This is a genomic window from Pseudomonas sp. TE24901, assembly GCF_054058375.1.
Map to the genome: position 1 here is coordinate 1 of NZ_JBSSAF010000019.1, position 16,839 is coordinate 16,839.

Sequence of the window (16,839 nt, forward strand, 5' to 3'; positions counted from 1 at the left end):
CCCCATAATTTTTTTCGCGCGGGGGGGGTTTTCGACCATAGAACCCCCCCACATACACCGCCGCCCCGGGGGGGGGGGGGGGGGGGGGGGGGGGGCCCCCCCCCCCCCCCCCACAACAAGCCAGCGCCTACAGGGGCATGCGTTTACTGTGCGGTGTAGATCTGGTCGAACACGCCGCCGTCGTTAAAGAATTTCGGTTGGGCAGTCTTCCAGCCGCCGAAGTCTTTGTCGATAGTCACCAGGTCCAGTTTCGGGAACTGCTGGGCGTATTTGGCGGCTACTTTCGCATCGCGTGGGCGGTAGAAGTTCTTCGCCGCAATCTCCTGGCCAGCCGGGCTGTACAGGTGCTTCAGGTATTCAGTCGCGATCTCGGTGTTGCCCTTTTTCTCGGCATTCTTGTCGACCACGGCAACCGGTGGCTCGGCGAGGATCGACAGGGATGGCACGACGATGTCGAACTTGTCGGCGCCGCCGTCTTCTTTCAGGGCCAGGAAGGCTTCGTTTTCCCAAGCCAGCAACACGTCGCCCTGACCGTTGTTGACGAAGGTGATGGTCGAACCACGAGCGCCGGTGTCCAGCACAGGCACGTGCTTGAACAGCTCTTTCACGTACTCTTGGGCCTTGGCTTCGCTGCCACCGGCTTTCAGGCCGTAGGCCCAGGCGGCGAGGAAGTTCCAGCGCGCACCGCCGGAGGTTTTCGGGTTCGGGGTGATCACCGAGACGTCTTTCTTGATCAGGTCGCCCCAATCCTTGATGCCTTTAGGGTTGCCCTTGCGTACCAGGAACACGATGGTCGAGGTGTACGGGGTGCTGGCGTCCGGCAAGCGAGTCTGCCAGTTTTCCGGCAGGGTCTTGCCCAGCTTGGCGATTTCGTCGATGTCGCCGGCCAGGGCCAGGGTCACGACGTCGGCGCGCAGGCCGTCGATCACGGCACGGCCTTGTTTGCCCGAGCCACCGTGGGATTGCTGGATCTTGACGTTGTCACCGGGGTGGGACTGCTTCCAGAAGTTGGTGAACTCAGCGTTGTAGTCCTGGTACAGCTCACGGGTAGGGTCGTACGAGACGTTGAGCAACTCGTAGTCCTTGGCAACGGCGGAACCTGCAAACACGGCGCTGGCCAGGGCGGCCAGGGCGTAACGGCGAATCGACGACATAGAAGCTCCTGAAAATTCTGGGTGTTGGCTTTTTCTTATAGTTGCGGGTCTAGCATGCGAATCGCCGTGGCTGCTTACGCCGGTTTGTTGCCCGGGTTCTGCAGACGGAATTTTTCTTTGCGTTCGATCTGTACCACTTGGGCGTTGTGCACCGTGATTTCCACCGCGCCAAACCGCAGGTCGCGCAACGCGCTCTGGATCTCACGCAAAATGGCTGCTTCGTCCTGGCCGTCGACGCTACGTAGAGATGCGCTCATGGTCTCGCTCCTGAAATGAATAGTGCCTCGCAGTGGCGGCACTGCTTGTGGCGTGAGGGCGATAGTAGATAAGCGCGGATATTCTTAAAAATACTATTTAAGAATGTTTATATAACCAGAAAGAATTTTCTGGCGGGACGTGGGGTTGCGAGAGTTTTCGGCTTCGAAATACTGCTGCAAGGGCGCTACGAAACCCTGTGGGAGCCGGGCTTGCCCGCGATGACGGCGTGTCAGCCACCCACTATTTTGAATGTAAGACCGCCATCGCGGGCAAGCCCGGCTCCCACATTGACGGCGTTATGCCTGTCGGATCGGGGGAGCCCTGTCCCAATCCATTTCACCTGCCGGCACCGGCCTTCCAAACCAATACCCCTGCCCCATGTCGCAATCATGGTCCAGCAGAAACTGCGCCTGCTCCCGTTGCTCGATGCCTTCGGCATGCACCTGCATGCCCATGCTTTTAGCCAGGGCGATGACCACGCGCACGATCGCGGCGTCGTCTTCGTCCCACGGCAACCCGGCGACGAAACCCTGGTCGATCTTGAGCTTCTGAACGGGCAGGCGCTTGAGGCGCAACAGCGAGGAATAGCCGGTGCCAAAGTCGTCGATGGCCAGGCGCAGGCCCAGTTCACGCAAACGGTGCAATTGCTCAAGGGCCACTTCCGGGTCGTCCATGACGGCGCTTTCGGTCACCTCCAGCTCCAGGAAGGCAGGGTCCAGCCCCGTGTCGTGCAACACCTGGGCGACCTGCTCATACAGCTCGCGCCGGGCAAACAGGCGGCTGGAGACATTCACGGCAATGAAGCTCAACGGCACGCCCTCCGCCAGCCATTGGCACATCTGGCGACAGGCCTGGTCCATCACCCAGGCATCGATGTCGGCGATCAGCCCGGTGCGCTCGGCAATCGGGATGAACTCGCCCGGGGGCACCAGGCCGCGCTCCGGGTGTTGCCAACGCACCAGCGCTTCCACGCCGATCAGGCGACTGCCGTACAAGTCATGCACAGGTTGGTAATAGACGCGCAACTCCTGCTGGTCGAGGGCGCGGCGCAATTCGCTGGCGATTTCCACGCGGTGCTGGGCGTGAGCCGTCAGCTCTTCGGTGTACAAGGCATAGCCTTCGCGTCCCGCGCTCTTGGCCTTGAACAGCGCCGAGTCGGCATTACGCAGCAATTGTTCGGCGCTCAGGGCATCACTGGGGAACAGGCTGATGCCAATACTGGCGCTGATAAACAGTTGGTGCCCGTCGAAGATGAACGGCTGCTTCATCGCATCCAGCATGCGCTGGGCCAGTGCCGCCGCCTGCACCACCTGTGGACAACTTTCGGCAAGCACCGCGAACTCATCGCCGCCCAGGCGCGCCAGGGTCACGCCGGGGCCGAACAGCCCCTTGAGGCGCTCACCTACCACCTTGAGCAACTGGTCGCCGACGTTGTGGCCAAGGCTGTCGTTGATGATCTTGAAGTGGTCCAGGTCCAGCAGCAGCAGGGCGCAGCCGCGCTTGTGAGCCTGGGCGGAGGCCAGCGCCTGTTCGGCGCGGTCGGTGAACAGCAGGCGGTTGGGCAGGTCGGTGAGCGGGTCGTGGTGGGCCAGGTGAGCCAGTTCGTGCTCGGAGTCCTTGATGGCGCTGATGTCGGAAAACACCGCGACATAGTGGCTGACCTGGCCCTGATCGTCGTGGATCACGCGAATGGTCTGCCACTGTGGATAAATCTCGCCGCTTTTGCGCCGGTTCCAGATTTCGCCGCTCCACTCGCCGTTGCGCGCCAGGGTCTGGAACATCTGTTGATAAAAATTCGACGAATGGCGCCCCGACTTGAACAGGCTTGGCTGCTGGCCCATGACATCTTCGCGGCTGTAGCCGGTGATCTCCATGAACGCCCGGTTGACGTGCACGATCTGTCCCTTGGCATCGGTGACCAGCACACCTTCACGGGTGCAGTCGAACACGGCGGCCGCCTGGCGCAAGCGCTCGCGGTTCTCTTTCAAGGGCTGCTGCAACTGGTGGGTGCGGGCAAATCGCAAGCAAATCAGGTAGATAGCCAGCGCGCTGAAGGCCACCCACACATAGCCGCGCACCTGCAGCCAGCGCCCCAACTCCCCAGGCTCATCGAGAAAGTTGATTAATAGGTGGTTGCTGAGCTGGAGCCATGCAATGGACACCAACAGGTATACCAGCCCCGCACGCAGGGCACCTCGGTATGAAAACAGCATATGGTCAGTAATCCTTACCAAAAAACAGAATCGCCCTACAAAGGCTGCGGATTATAGAATAAGAAACATCCAGTCACTCCTATCTGAAAGGGCGGCTGGTTTTCTCTGTAGGCTTAGTGATAATGCGTGAGCTGTTTTTTTCTTTATCTGAGGGCCATACAGCCTATGTGGTACAACGGTTTTCTTGACCTGTCAGCCTGGCAACTGGTGGCAGTCACGCTGTTGATGACCCACGTGACCATTGTTGGGGTCACGGTCTATCTGCACCGTTATTCAGCGCACCGCTCCCTGGAGCTCAATGGTGGGCTGAAACACTTCTTCCGCTTCTGGCTGTGGCTGACCACGGCGCAGAACACCCGCGAGTGGACCGCCATCCACCGCAAGCACCACGCCAAATGCGAAACCGTCGATGACCCGCACAGCCCGGTCATCAAGGGCCTGTCGACGGTGTTGCGCAAAGGCGCCGAGCTGTACCGCGCCGAAGCCGAGAACCCCGAAACCCTGCGCATCTACGGCAAGAACTGCCCGGACGACTGGATCGAACGCAACCTCTACACGCCCTACCCGCTGCTGGGCGTGGCGATCATGGCCGTGATCGACCTGCTGCTGTTCGGCACCATCGGTATCACCATCTGGGCGATCCAGATGATGTGGATCCCGTTCTGGGCCGCCGGCGTGATCAACGGCCTGGGCCATGCCGTGGGCTACCGCAACTTCGAATGCCGTGATGCCGCCACCAACCTGGTGCCGTGGGGCATCATCGTCGGCGGCGAAGAGCTGCACAATAACCACCACACCTACCCCAACTCCGCCAAGCTGTCGGTGAAGAAATGGGAGTTCGACCTGGGCTGGGCGTGGATCAAGGTGTTCAGCTTCCTGCGCTTGGCCAAGGTGCAGCGTGTTGCTCCCATTGCCCACCGCGTGGAAGGCAAGGGCCACCTGGACATGGACACTGCCATGGCGATCCTCAACAACCGCTTCCAGATCATGGCCCAGTACCGCAAGTTGGTGATCGGACCGCTGGTCAAGCAGGAGCTGGAGAAAGTCGATCATTCGGTACGCCACCAGTTCCACCGGGCCAAGCGATTGCTGTCGCGTGAAACCAGCCTGCTGGATGACCGCCATCACGTGCGCATCCAGAGCCTGCTGGAACACAGCCATGCCCTGACGGTGATCTACGAGAAGCGCCTGGCGCTGCAACAGATCTGGCTCAAGACCAGCACCAATGGCCACGACATGCTGGCCGCGATCAAGGAATGGGTACACGAGGCCGAGGCCAGCGGCATCCAATCCTTGCGCGATTTTGCTCATCAGTTGAAGACCTACTCCCTGCGTCCAGCAGCAGTGTAAGCGTGATGTGGGAGGGTTCGCCCTCCCACACATCCTCTTTTTGGCGTCATTTTCCGGGCACGGGCAATCCATGCCAATCACGGAACTTCACCGCAATTCCCCTCTCTCAAAGAACACTTCGCCATCATGGTGGCCCCTTGTAGTGACCGCTGTTCATTCCTGCGGCGCGCCCAGAGAGAGTTGTGCCGATGGTCCCCGAAAAGCCTTACCTGCCCGACACCCCCACCGCCGAGCCCCCTCGCCCGGCAGCGGCGGCCACCCTGCTGGCATTGATGCATGCCCAAGGCGAGGTCGAGCGCCTGAGCGAGCGCGAACAACTGCTCAGTTCGCTGCTGGTCAGTGTGAACGCGGTACTGTGGGCCATCGATTGGGCGACGCGCCGGGTGCTGTATGTGAGCCCGGCCTATGAACGGGTATTTGGCCGTTCAGCAGGCCTGCTGCTGGCCGACCATCGGGAATGGCGCAACAGCATCCACCCTGAAGACCTCGATTACGCCGAACACAGCCTGGCCCGCGTGCTCGAACACGGCAGTGTGGAAGACCGCGAGTACCGCATCATCACCGCCGACGGGCAGATCCGCTGGTTGAGCGACAAGTGCTACATCAACCAGCAGGTAGAACCCGGCGAACCGGTGATCGTGGTGGGGATGGCCGAAGACATCACCGAAAAGAAACAGCTTGAGCTTGAATTGCACCGCCTGGCCACCACCGATGTACTGACACAAAGCAGCAACCGCCGGCACTTCTTCGAATGTGCCAACCAGGCGTTCGACAGCGCCTGCGCCCAGGGCGCCCCGCTGGCCTTCCTGTTGCTGGACATTGATGACTTCAAGGACATCAACGACTCCTACGGCCATCTGGAGGGCGATCAGGTGTTGCGCCGTATCGCCGAGAGCGGCCGGGGCGTTTTACGTCGTGGCGATCTGTTCGGGCGCATTGGTGGCGAAGAGTTCGCGGCCGTGCTGCCCGGTTGTGCGCCGGACATGGCGTTGCAGGTGGCAGAGCGGCTGGGCAACGAGATCCAGGCGCTGACCTTCAGCTACGAGGGACAGGCGTTTACCGTGACCGTCAGCCAGGGTCTGGCCAGCCTCAGCGAAGAGGACTCGACCCTCGACAGCCTGTTCGCACGAGCCGATGCGGCCATGTACGAGGCCAAGCGCCTAGGCAAGAATCGCGTAGTCGCGGGCTAAAGCCGGACACGGTAAGCGCCAGCACTGAGTATCCGATGTGGGAGCGGGCTTGCTCGCGAAGGCGGTGGGTCAGCGACACAAGTCGCAGCTGACACGACGCCTTCGCGAGCAAGCCCGCTCCCACATTTGGATTTTGTCGTCCTCCAGGCCCTTGTATATCCGTAGGGGCCGGCTTGCCGGCGATAGCGGTGGGTCAGTGCGCAATGTTTTGTCTGATTGATTGCTATCGCTGGCAAGCCAGCGCCTACAAAGGCTGTGTGTTTTTCAGGAATTACGTACGCGGGTGAGTTCCGATAGACCCACCTTGAGCAATCGTGCGGTCTTGCTCTTGGCCAGCTCTTCCAGCCCCTCATGCTCGGTCAAGCGCGCCATCTGCGCCGCCAGGTTCACCACCAGCGCATCCCGGGCGTACACGCCGCCTTCCAATGAGTAAATCGCCGCGATCAGCTGACGCAGCTCCAACGGCAGGCGCCAACGCGCTCGCAACGCCGAGCCGTAGGCCGCGCCAAAGGTGTAGAGGGATTCACCAATCATCTCGTCATCCAACACGCCGCCACCCTGGCGCCAATCTTCCAGGCAACGCAGCAACGCCAAGTCGCCCAGCCGGTGCAGGATACCCGCGCTGTAGCAGCGCTCATGGTCCAGCTCCAGCATGCGCGCCAGGCGGCGGGCATAGTCGGCAGTGTCCTGGGACAATTGCCAGTGACGCTCGGCATAGGCCACCAAAGCCGGATCACCCAGCACCACGTTGTGCTTGAGCGCCAGGCCGAGGATCAGGTTCATGCTCTGCCCCGCCACCAGTTTGTGCAGCGCAGCAGGCAAGGTCTGCACCGGTGTGCCGTGATGACCGGCGCTGTTGGCGGCGGCGATCAGTACGGCGGTGATTTGCGGGTCCATGCGCACCCGATCTTCCAGGCGCTTGAGGTCCAGGCCATCAGCGCCCAGGCTGTGCTGCACGGCGGCTTTCACGTCGACCCGCAAGGGCGCGCCGTCGCAGGTTTCGCGGCGGCGCTCCAGGAACACTGGCAAGGTCATGCCCGGCGCCAGCGGCGGAATCTCGCAGTACACGCTCTCGCCTTCATTGAGCAGCAGGTCCTGCAGGCGCTGGGTCAGGCCTTCCATGTTCAGGGGTTTGGTCAGGTAGGCGGTCGGCGCCAGGGGCAGGGCTTCCCGTACGCTGGCACTGTCATTGCGACTGCTCAGCAGAATGAACGGCAGGGCCGGCGAGCGGCGCTTCTGGCGCACGTTGCGCAGCAGGCTCAGGCCATCGATGCCCGGCAATTCCCAATCCGCCAGGATCAGATCGTAGGGTTTGTCTCGCAACAACGTGGCGGCCTCGTGCCCATCGGCACACACATCCAGCCGCGCGTCGCAGCGCACATTCAATAACACTTGCTTGAGCAGATCCCGCGACCAAGGGTCCGCCTCGGCAATCAACACTCGGGGTACAGCTGGCAAATCAACAGCAGTCATCCGCACGCTCCATCGGCAATGCTTGCACCTTAGACAATCAAGGCGCCTACGTACAATGAACACGGCCTGAATGTGCGGCAATGGGCATAAAAAAACCCGCCGAAGCGGGTTTTTTCTGTCGATCAGGTCAACTTCGGCTTACAGCTCGGAGAAGCACTCTTCGATGATCGCCAAGCCTTTGTCCAGTTGCTCGTCCGGCGAGGTCAGCGGAACCAGGACGCGCAACACGTTGCCGTAGGTGCCGCAGCTCAGCAGGATCAGGCCCTTGTCACGCGCCTTGGCCACCACGGAGGCAACGGCGGCAGCGTTTGGCTTGTGGGTGTCGCCATCGTCGAACAGCTCGACCGCGATCATCGCGCCCAGGGCACGCACTTCACCGATGACCGGGTACTTGGCCTGGATCGCTTTCAGACCGGTGACCAGGCGCTCGCCGACAGCCTTGCAGCGGTCCAGCAGGTGCTCTTCTTCGAACACTTCCATCACGGCCAGGGCCGCGGCGCAAGCGATCGGGCTACCGGCGTAGGTGCCACCCAGGCCGCCGGGTGCGATGGCGTCCATGTACTCAGCCTTGCCGCACACACCGGCCAACGGGAAGCCGCCCGCGATGGATTTGGCGAAGGTGGTCAGGTCGGCGGCAACGCCCATCTGTTCCATGGCGAAGAAGGTACCGGTACGGCCGGCACCGGTTTGCACTTCGTCGGCGATCAGCAGGATGCCGTGCTTGTCGCACAGTTCACGCAGACGCTTCATGAAGGATTTTGGCGCGACGTAGAAACCGCCTTCACCCTGCACGGGCTCGATGATGATGGCAGCGATATCACGCGGCTCGGCATCGTTCTTGAAGATGCGCTCGATGCTGGCAATAGCGTCGTCGTCGCTCACACCGTGCAGTTCGTTCGGGTACAGCGCGCGGAACACGCCGCCGGGCATCAGGCCCATGCCGGCCGAGTACGGCACGACTTTACCGGTGAGGCCCAGGGTCATCATGGTGCGGCCGTGGTAAGCGCCAGTGAACGCGATCACGCCAGCACGGCCAGTGGCAGCGCGGGCGATTTTCACGGCGTTTTCAACGGCTTCAGAACCGGTGGTGACCAGCAGGGTTTTCTTGGCGAAATCACCTGGGACCTTGGCGTTCACTTTTTCGCACAGTTCCACGTAAGGCTCGTAGGCCAGTACCTGGAAGCAGGTGTGAGTCAGCTTGTTCAGTTGCTCGGTCACGGCCGCGATGATTTTCGGGTGCACGTGGCCAGTGTTCAGCACGGCGATACCGCCGGCGAAGTCGATGAACTCGCGACCTTCAACGTCGGTCACGGTGGCGTTCTTCGCGGATTCGGCGAAGATCGGGTGAATCTGGCCAACACCGCGTGGTACTGCGGCTTCGCGGCGTTTCATCAGGGATGCGTTGGTCTTGCTCATAAAGTCCTCATTCGCCACTCATCGGGTGGCGTGGTCCAAGGAATACGTGGCGGGGAGGAAACTGCGGCAGCATGCGATGATCGACTGCCACAGCTTTCCCGGCCACTACGAATAACGTCTTGAAACACGCAAAGGGTCAGCGCTCTCGTGCCCTCTGCGTTTACTGCAAGCTCTTGCCGGGGCGATCAGATGCCCAGGCAGAGGTATTTGATTTCCAGGTAGTCCTCGATCCCGTACTTGGAGCCTTCACGGCCCAGGCCCGAAGCCTTGATGCCGCCGAACGGCGCCACTTCGTTGGAGATCAACCCGGTATTCACGCCGACCATGCCGTATTCCAGGGCTTCAGCCACGCGGAACACACGGCCCAGGTCGCGGGCATAGAAGTAGGAAGCCAGGCCGAACTCGGTGTCATTGGACATCGCGATCACTTCGGCTTCGTCTTTGAAACGGAACAGCGGTGCCAACGGGCCGAAGGTTTCTTCCTTGGCAACGGCGGCGTCTTTCGGCACGTTGGTGAGGATGGTCGGCTCGAAGAAGTTGCCTTCCATCACCTTGCCACCGGCCAGCAGCGTGGCGCCTTTTTTCAGGGCGTCGGCAATGTGTTCCTGCACCTTGGCCACGGCTTTTTCGTCGATCAGCGGGCCAGTGGTGGTGCCTTCTTCCAGGCCGTTGCCGATCTTGAGCTTGGCCACCGCCACCTTGAGTTTTTCAGCGAACGCGTCGTACACCGAGTCCTGGATGTACAGGCGGTTGGCGCAGACGCAGGTCTGGCCGTTGTTGCGGTACTTGGAGATGATCGCGCCTTCGACGGCCTTATCCAGGTCGGCGTCGTCGAACACGATGAACGGTGCGTTACCGCCCAGCTCCAGGGAGACTTTCTTGATGTCCTTGGCGCATTCGGCCATCAACTGGCGGCCAATTTCGGTCGAGCCGGTGAAGGACAACTTGCGCACGATCGGGTTGCCTGTCAGCTCGCCGCCGATGTCGCCGGCGCTGCCGGTGACCACGCTCAGCACGCCTTTCGGGATACCGGCACGGTGCGCCAGTTCAACCAGGGCCAGGGCCGAGAACGGGGTTTGCGAGGCGGGCTTGATGACCATGGTGCAACCGGCGGCCAGGGCCGGGCCGGCTTTACGGGTGATCATCGCGGCCGGGAAGTTCCACGGGGTGATCGCTGCGGTCACGCCGATCGGCTGCTTGATCACGATCAGGCGCTTGTCAGGCTGGTGGCCGGGAATCACGTCACCGTAGATGCGCTTGGCTTCTTCGGCGAACCACTCGATGAAAGAAGCCGCGTAGGCGATTTCGCCCTTGGCTTCGGCCAGCGGCTTGCCTTGCTCGAGGGTCATCAGGCGACCGAGGTCGTCCTGGTTTTCGATCAGCAGTTCGAACCAACGGCGCAGCTTGTTGGCGCGCTCCTTGGCGGTCAGTGCGCGCCAGGCCGGCAGGGCCTTGTCGGCGGCTTCGATGGCGCGGCGGGTTTCAGCGGCGCCCATCTTCGGCACGGTGCCGAGAATTTCGCCTGTGGCAGGGTTGTTGACCTTGATGGTCTGACCGTTGTCCGCATCGACCCAAGCGCCATCGATAAAGGCTTGCTGGCGGAACAACTGGGCATCTTTAAGCTGCATGTCGGCTTTCCTTAACAGCACCGCGCGCACGCGGAGCGAATTAGAGTTGTTGAAAGGCGCCTTGTGGGCTGCCGTCAGGGAAATCAGCCCCAGCGCGCGAAAAAGTGAAAGGCGCACGGGAGACAGAGCGTTTGAAATCTCAAACGAATCCTAGGATCAATGGGGGTGCAGGGCAATAGTCTGTTCGAAAAAAAGAACGAAAACGGCGCTTTTGCCCAAGCTTTCGGATCAACGTACAAACGACAACACCCCCGGCGCGGGTGGGCGACGGGGGTGCTGGGGGACCTGCGGATTAAGACTGGAACGATTTGAGGATGGTCAACAGGCTGGTCAGGTTGTCGGCCACGCCGCCCTGGGCGACTTTCTCGGTAGCGGCGGCACCCGCGGTGGTGTCGACGCTGTAGATCTGCATCACGCCCTGGTTGGTCGCGGCCTGGGCCAGGGTGTTTTGCTGTTGCTGGGCCGAAACCGCGTTCTGGAACAGAATCGCCGTGGCCTGGCCCATGGACTGATAAATCGTGCTCATGGCCATCGCTGGCGATTCGGCGACGACCTTGACGTTGGTCTGGGTGACGGCATCGGTGATTTGCTGACTGACTGCACTCATGGTTGGAACTCCTGGATTAAGAAAGAACAACATCCGTTAGTGCTCAGGGATCAAGGCTGGAATGACTTGAGCACCGTCAGCAGGCTGGTGAGGTTGTCCGAGACGCCACCCTGGGCGACTTTCTCGGTAGCCGCGGCGCCCGCGGTAGTGTCGACGCTGTAGATCTGCATCACGCCCTGGTTGGTCGCGGCCTGGGCCAGGGTATTTTGCTGCTGCTGCGCTGAAACGGCGTTCTGGAACAGGATCGCGGTGGCCTGGCCCATCGACTGGTAGATGGTGCTCATCGCCATCGCTGGCGATTCGGCCACCACTTTGACGTTGGTCTGGGTAACGGCGTCGGTAATTTGCTCGTTGACGAATGACATGATCAATTTCCTTATTTAATACACGGTGCATTCCGTGTTCATGAATGAACGTTGTAAAACAACCGCTGTGAAGCCTTGCAGGCTAGGGTTTCGGCGCAGGGTCCAGGATCGCCTCGATCTGCACGATCAGCCCCTGGATCAGCGCCTGCACTTCCTGACGCTTGCGCGCGATCTGTGTCTCACTGTCCGCCACCGCGCCATCAAGCACCTGGCGCACCGCCGCTTCACGTTGCTCGGCGGCCACCCTTAACGCTTGCTCGTTGACTTTGGACTGCTCAAGCACCTGGGCTGCACGCTTGAGCGTTTCATCCACGACGGCCTGGGAGGTGCCGGCGAAGGTTTGCGGGTTGCGAATCAACGCTTCGAGTCGCAGCCGATCGGCAGCGGACAGTACTGGCGGTTGCATAGGGGGAGCCATGTGAACCTCCTGGTTCGATGCTTTACCGGCAGCGAGGCCGCTAAAGCCGCACCTCGACGTTGTCTTGCCAGAAGCCGGCGAAGTAGAACAGTGATGAGGCATCGCAGAACGTCGCCAATTCTGCTGGCGTGATGGCTGAAGGCTGTTGATTGAAGATTGCCGACGGCGGTGGGACCAGATTGGCAGCGTTGTAAAGATTGCCCACTTCATAGCAGTTGGCTGCGAATTGTGAGCAAAACGAGCCACTGCCAATGTCGACCGACTCGTTGATTCGCGTCACCAGGCTGGTATCGGAACTCCAGCGCCGAAAAGCCGAGATCATGGCGGTCCACACGCTGTAGCGACCGCGAATATCGCCACCTATCTTGTCGAAATAGAACTGCTTGGCGGCCAACGCGGCGGCTTCGCCCAATGCTTCATTCACACAGGAAAAAACCATAGCCGAACGCGGAGGTTTTTCCAGGCTCAAATCGGTCAAGGTCAGGCCACTGCCGACACTTTCAACCACCAGTGTGTCACTCACCGCAATCGCAGGATGGACGACATTCAGGTAGCACGTGTCTTGAGAAAACACCGTGGCCTTGACCAGCTGGCCAGCTTTGATAAACGCACGTGTGGCGCTGTCGTCGTCTTGTTTCACCGAGAAAATGATATCTCCAGGCTGCATGATGTCGCTCCTCACTCAAGAAAAGTTACGTTCAGGTTGCTGTTGCCGCGTTCCAGAAGGGCTCTGGAACGTCGTGCTCGGTTCAGGCCGCTGGCGCAGCCCGATTGGCCAGGGTGTCGGCGTACTTGGCGATGCTCTGGTCGATCTTGTCGATGGCCACACTGGCGGCCTCGGCCTCCATCGCCCCGGCAGCGGCAGCCACAGCGGCGGCGGCGCCCACCAGCAGGTCGGTCGCCAGCGCACCCAGCGCATCCTCGGCAGCGGCCGGCAGGTTTTCCTTGACGATGTTCTCGGTCATTTGCTGGAGCAGCACGGCTTGGGCCGCCAGCGCGATCTTGCTGACCCCGTCGAAATACCCCGCTGCCGACTGCGCCACCAACCCGGCGGCCTGGCTGATCATCATGTCGGCGGGGACGGCGATCTGCGCCGGGGCATAGGCCACGTTCTGCGCATTGGTGAACTGCACGGCCTGCACAATCTGGCTATTGAGTGCCGCAGTGCTGTCCGTGGAGGGCGTGCCGGCCTGGTTGAGCAAATGTTCGTTCATGCGCGCCATGACCGAGCGCGAAGGCGGTGCCGCTGGAGCGGGTGCAGGGGTTTCGGCGGCGGGGGTTGCGGGTGCGGCAGCAGGTTTCTTCTTGCTGAACCATGACATGATTCGTCTCCCCAGGGCTCAACCCTTCTCGCCAATCTGCATGATCAGCGCGACCGCCTTGGAGATCACCGCATTGGAGATCTGGTTCATGGCCTGCTGGCTGTTGACCGCGTTCTGCAAGGACAAGCCCGCCGCGCTGCTGGCAACCTGGTACAGCGACGCGATGGCCTGGGCCGGCGCCTCCGCAACCACCTTGACGTTGGTTTGGGTGACGGCGTCGGTGATCTGACTGTTGACCTCTGTCATACATCTCTCCTTGATGAAATGCACCCGGACATGGGCGTATTGAATGGCGGCGTGGTGTGCTCATAGAACTTGAACGCCCCCCGCCGACCGTTGTGAATAAAGTTCAGCGCAAGGCAATCCGCAGCAGTTGCACACGCTTGCGGACCAGCGGCAGTTTCACCTGCAACTCGGCAGCGATTTGCGGGTAAGGCAACTCATCCACGAAACGCATTTCGAACAGGCGCTGCTGTGAAACCGGTAACTGCGCCAGGTGCGCCTCGATCCGTTCCAGGCGTTCGTAACATTCCACGCGCTCTAGCACCGAGGCACAGGGGGCGGCGAGTTCGGCCAGGTGATCGTGTTCAAGCACCACCGAATCATCGAACACTCGCCCCTCACGCTTACTGCGCCGCAGGCTGTCAAAGAACACGTGGTCGAGCACCAGGAACAGAAACCCCTGGGGATCGCGAATACGCTCCGGTGAACGCCGAAAAAACAGCAAGGCCTTGATGGCCGTAGCGGACAGCCATTCCTGGCCCTGATCCTGATTGCCCTTAGCCCGGCGCAAGGCCCGGCGCTTGAGTTCCCCCTGTACCGAACGCCAACTCGCTTCGAACAACCGGTCGTCAGCCACGGCTGCTTTGTTCAACTCAAAAGTCATCCCCATCACGCGCACTCCCTTGCATTTTTGATGAGGGGCCAGTCTGAGAGGATTCAACGAAGCAACGCTGTTACCTGGGGAACACAGCACACACTAATTCAACGAAAAAGCCTTGCGCCGCAGGTGTTCGAGGTCATTAATCACCATCCGCTCCAAGTTGCCGCTGATCAGGCCACTGCGGCGCCAAAGCTGTAGTTGCACGTTCAGTTTGGGGCGACTGGTGTTGAGCATGGACGCCAGCACTCCCTGGTTGGCCGGCAAGGACACACTGGGCATGGCCAGGGCCAGGTCGATGTCGTCCATGTTCGCCAACAGGAATCGCGCCAGCCGCGACTCCAGCCGATGCAGGCTCACCAGCTCAAGCAACTCGATGACATGCAGCAGACGCACCATCATCAACATCAGCAGGCGCCACAGAAATATCGGTTCCTCGAACAACGCAGCAAAATGCCGGCTGCCCAATTGCAACAGGCGCGTCTGGCCACTGGCGAAGGTCGACGATTCGCGCCCATGTCCCTTGATCAAGGCGGTCTCCCCCACCACCTGCCCGGCACCGACGCTGCCGATAATCTGCTCTCGACCATCAGGGCCCTGCATCATCGAATAAATCCGCCCGTCCACCACCAACGCGATGAATTCGAGGGTGTCGTCCTTGAAATAGAGCACTTCACGATCATCCAGCGTGCGCTCCACCATATGGGTCGCGACGTGGTGCAACAGGTGTTCCGGCATACCCCGAAACAAATCCGAACGGGCCAGCAGGGTTTGTCGCAACGGGAGATCGAGCATCACGGTTCCTTTGGAATGCATGCGTTCACCTGGTCTGACGGGAAAATGCTGCGCGCGCGGCGCAGAAAGGTGCTTTAACACCTACGGAGCAAAGCAAACAAAGGGACGTTCGACCGGCGGACTTGTGAATACAGGGAAAACGCCAGCATTGGCGACACAAAACACCGGCGTGGACGCCTTGAACCGACATGGGTATGATGTCGCCCGCACAAGCATCCGTAGCTCAGCTGGATAGAGTACTGCCCTCCGAAGGCAGGGGTCGTGGGTTCGAATCCCGCCGGGTGCACCATATAGCAGTCTAGGACTGTCTCAGACAGTCTACGAAACACCCCAAGAAGCCCGCCCCGTGCGGGCTTTCTTGTTTCTGGCTATCCATCCCTGTCTACCCCTATAACTTCCCGCCGTGTATGCCCACGTGTATGCTTTGAGATTCCTATAACTGGAGGCATACAGGAAGTGAAGCGCACTGAAATCAAACGCCGCCCCTTAGCAGACACCACCCTTGCAGGCCTGGAGCCTGAGAACGCTACGTATCGTGAACAGGACGGGAATGGCCTGTACTTCCGGGTGAAACCTAACGGGCAAAAATCCTGGGAGCTACGCTACAAAAAGCCAGACGGGAAATGGTCGTGGCTGGGCCTCGGCGGCTACCCCGATATCAGTGGGTCATTGGCGAGACAGAAAGCAGCTCAACTGCGGGAAGACGCATCGACCGGCAAAAATCCATTGGTGAGCAAGCAAGCTCGCAAGGTTGCCGACCAGGTTGCTGCCAACAACACTTTTGAGGCGTTAGGCCGTGAGTGGTTTGAAGCCAGACGCACAAGCTGGGAAGCAGGTACGTCCCGACGAGTACTGGGAGCCCTGGAGCTTCATGTGTTCCCTGTCTTCGGCAAGCGCGTGTACACAGAAATATTGCCCCTGGAATGGATGGAGTTTCTACGTGGCATGGAGCAGAAGGGGATCATTGAACAAATGGGCCGAGTTCGTGCCTTTTGCAAAGAGATCTATGACCTGGCCCGCGTAACAGGACGAGCCGTCCACAACCCCCTTGAAGGTCTCAGCAAATTCCTGCAATCACGTAGCGCTGAAAACTATGCACACGTTTCGATTGAAGAACTGCCTGCGCTACTTCGAGCGATCAACTCCTACCCTCACGCAAAGGACGTTCGTATAGGGCTTCGCTTGCTTTCCTTATTAGCCTCGCGCCCGAGCGAGATCCGAGAAGCGCGCTGGTCAGAAATCGATCTCTCCAAAAAGCTATGGACAATCCCAGCCGAGCGAATGAAACGTCGTCGCGAACATGTGGTGCCTCTCTCTCGACAGGCCATCGAAGCGCTCACTGAGTTACGAACACTGACAGGTGCATACCCTCTCCTATTTCCAGGCAGGAAAGACAGGACAATCCCCCGGAGTAACACCGTCTTTCTAATGGCGCTCCGCAGACTGGGATATGCCGGTCGACAAACAGGCCACGGCTTTCGCCATATCGCCAGCACCATACTTAATGAGCAGGGTTTCGACGAGAATCACATTGAGGCTCAGCTCTCTCATGCAAAGGAAGGAATTGCAGGGGTGTACAACAAGGCGGTTTACCTGCCTCAGCGCAGAGTGATGATGCAGTGGTACGCAGATCATCTGGATGAGCTAGTAGATGGCAACATTATTCAGGGACAGTTTGGAAAGGCGGGCTGAATACGCCAACCCCACACCCATCAAAAATCGGTGTTACTTGTGTTACGCACGTTACGCATCCGACCAACCAATTGATTT

17 protein-coding genes and 1 tRNA gene are annotated in these 16,839 nt (G+C 60.2%); 4 read left to right on the forward strand and 14 right to left on the reverse strand.

All coding sequences use genetic code 11. The annotated features are described in order from the left end of the window. Positions 1–143: 143 nt before the first annotated feature. The 3 genes from ACVWVP_RS27950 to dibA all read right to left on the reverse strand — a co-directional run bounded on the left by ACVWVP_RS27950 (position 144) and on the right by dibA (position 3,625). Positions 144–1,154: a sulfate ABC transporter substrate-binding protein gene (locus ACVWVP_RS27950; RefSeq protein WP_016975030.1), complete on the reverse strand. Its 1,011-nt coding sequence runs from the start codon at positions 1,152–1,154 to the stop codon at positions 144–146. A 74-nt stretch (positions 1,155–1,228) separates the two neighbouring features. After that, on the reverse strand, positions 1,229–1,411 hold the full coding sequence (gene oscA / locus ACVWVP_RS27955) for a sulfur starvation response protein OscA (RefSeq protein WP_010565387.1): 183 nt from the start codon (positions 1,409–1,411) through the stop codon (positions 1,229–1,231). A 297-nt stretch (positions 1,412–1,708) separates the two neighbouring features. Continuing rightward, positions 1,709–3,625, reverse strand: coding sequence for a phosphodiesterase DibA (dibA, locus tag ACVWVP_RS27960; RefSeq protein ID WP_457409225.1), 1,917 nt, complete (start codon positions 3,623–3,625; stop codon positions 1,709–1,711). 165 nt (positions 3,626–3,790) lie between these two features. Between dibA and desA the strand changes: the two genes are divergently transcribed. Then, positions 3,791–4,975 (forward strand): delta-9 fatty acid desaturase DesA, encoded by a 1,185-nt coding sequence (desA, locus tag ACVWVP_RS27965; protein ID WP_178924332.1) that lies wholly within the window; start codon positions 3,791–3,793, stop codon positions 4,973–4,975. Between the two features lie 188 nt (positions 4,976–5,163). Further along, positions 5,164–6,165, forward strand: coding sequence for a GGDEF domain-containing protein (locus tag ACVWVP_RS27970; RefSeq protein ID WP_178924330.1), 1,002 nt, complete (start codon positions 5,164–5,166; stop codon positions 6,163–6,165). Between the two features lie 264 nt (positions 6,166–6,429). On the opposite strand, the gene ACVWVP_RS27975 is transcribed toward ACVWVP_RS27970, so the two are convergent. From ACVWVP_RS27975 to ACVWVP_RS28025, 11 genes are all read right to left on the reverse strand, one after another. Beyond that, positions 6,430–7,638, reverse strand: coding sequence for an HDOD domain-containing protein (locus tag ACVWVP_RS27975; RefSeq protein ID WP_457409227.1), 1,209 nt, complete (start codon positions 7,636–7,638; stop codon positions 6,430–6,432). Positions 7,639–7,776: 138 nt separating this feature from the next. Beyond that, positions 7,777–9,054, reverse strand: a complete 1,278-nt coding sequence (gene gabT, locus ACVWVP_RS27980) for a 4-aminobutyrate--2-oxoglutarate transaminase (protein WP_259172851.1) — start codon at positions 9,052–9,054, stop codon at positions 7,777–7,779. 185 nt (positions 9,055–9,239) lie between these two features. After that, positions 9,240–10,682 (reverse strand): NADP-dependent succinate-semialdehyde dehydrogenase, encoded by a 1,443-nt coding sequence (gene gabD / locus ACVWVP_RS27985; RefSeq protein ID WP_176997405.1) that lies wholly within the window; start codon positions 10,680–10,682, stop codon positions 9,240–9,242. 292 nt (positions 10,683–10,974) lie between these two features. Next, the gene (locus tag ACVWVP_RS27990) at positions 10,975–11,289 is read right to left on the reverse strand and encodes a RebB family R body protein (RefSeq protein ID WP_176997406.1); all 315 of its coding nucleotides are present in this window, start codon (positions 11,287–11,289) and stop codon (positions 10,975–10,977) included. A gap of 50 nt (positions 11,290–11,339) precedes the next feature. Next, on the reverse strand, positions 11,340–11,654 hold the full coding sequence (locus tag ACVWVP_RS27995) for a RebB family R body protein (protein ID WP_457409232.1): 315 nt from the start codon (positions 11,652–11,654) through the stop codon (positions 11,340–11,342). Between the two features lie 82 nt (positions 11,655–11,736). After that, the gene (locus tag ACVWVP_RS28000; RefSeq protein ID WP_457409233.1) at positions 11,737–12,072 is read right to left on the reverse strand and encodes a hypothetical protein; all 336 of its coding nucleotides are present in this window, start codon (positions 12,070–12,072) and stop codon (positions 11,737–11,739) included. A 40-nt stretch (positions 12,073–12,112) separates the two neighbouring features. Beyond that, a complete protein-coding gene (locus tag ACVWVP_RS28005; RefSeq protein ID WP_457409235.1) occupies positions 12,113–12,739 on the reverse strand; it encodes a hypothetical protein in 627 nt (208 codons plus the stop codon). 82 nt (positions 12,740–12,821) lie between these two features. Beyond that, a complete protein-coding gene (locus tag ACVWVP_RS28010; protein ID WP_259172855.1) occupies positions 12,822–13,394 on the reverse strand; it encodes a hypothetical protein in 573 nt (190 codons plus the stop codon). Positions 13,395–13,412: 18 nt separating this feature from the next. Further along, positions 13,413–13,640 (reverse strand): RebB family R body protein, encoded by a 228-nt coding sequence (locus ACVWVP_RS28015; RefSeq protein ID WP_003187543.1) that lies wholly within the window; start codon positions 13,638–13,640, stop codon positions 13,413–13,415. Between the two features lie 103 nt (positions 13,641–13,743). Beyond that, positions 13,744–14,286 (reverse strand): RNA polymerase sigma factor, encoded by a 543-nt coding sequence (locus tag ACVWVP_RS28020; RefSeq protein WP_176997411.1) that lies wholly within the window; start codon positions 14,284–14,286, stop codon positions 13,744–13,746. Between the two features lie 87 nt (positions 14,287–14,373). Beyond that, the gene (locus ACVWVP_RS28025) at positions 14,374–15,090 is read right to left on the reverse strand and encodes a Crp/Fnr family transcriptional regulator (protein WP_457409238.1); all 717 of its coding nucleotides are present in this window, start codon (positions 15,088–15,090) and stop codon (positions 14,374–14,376) included. Positions 15,091–15,281: 191 nt separating this feature from the next. Here ACVWVP_RS28025 and ACVWVP_RS28030 point away from each other — a divergent pair. Both ACVWVP_RS28030 and ACVWVP_RS28035 read left to right on the forward strand, forming a co-directional pair. Then, positions 15,282–15,358: transfer RNA gene (locus ACVWVP_RS28030), tRNA-Arg, on the forward strand. A gap of 167 nt (positions 15,359–15,525) precedes the next feature. Next, a complete protein-coding gene (locus ACVWVP_RS28035) occupies positions 15,526–16,761 on the forward strand; it encodes a tyrosine-type recombinase/integrase (protein WP_122737031.1) in 1,236 nt (411 codons plus the stop codon). The last annotated feature ends 78 nt before the right edge of the window (positions 16,762–16,839 follow it).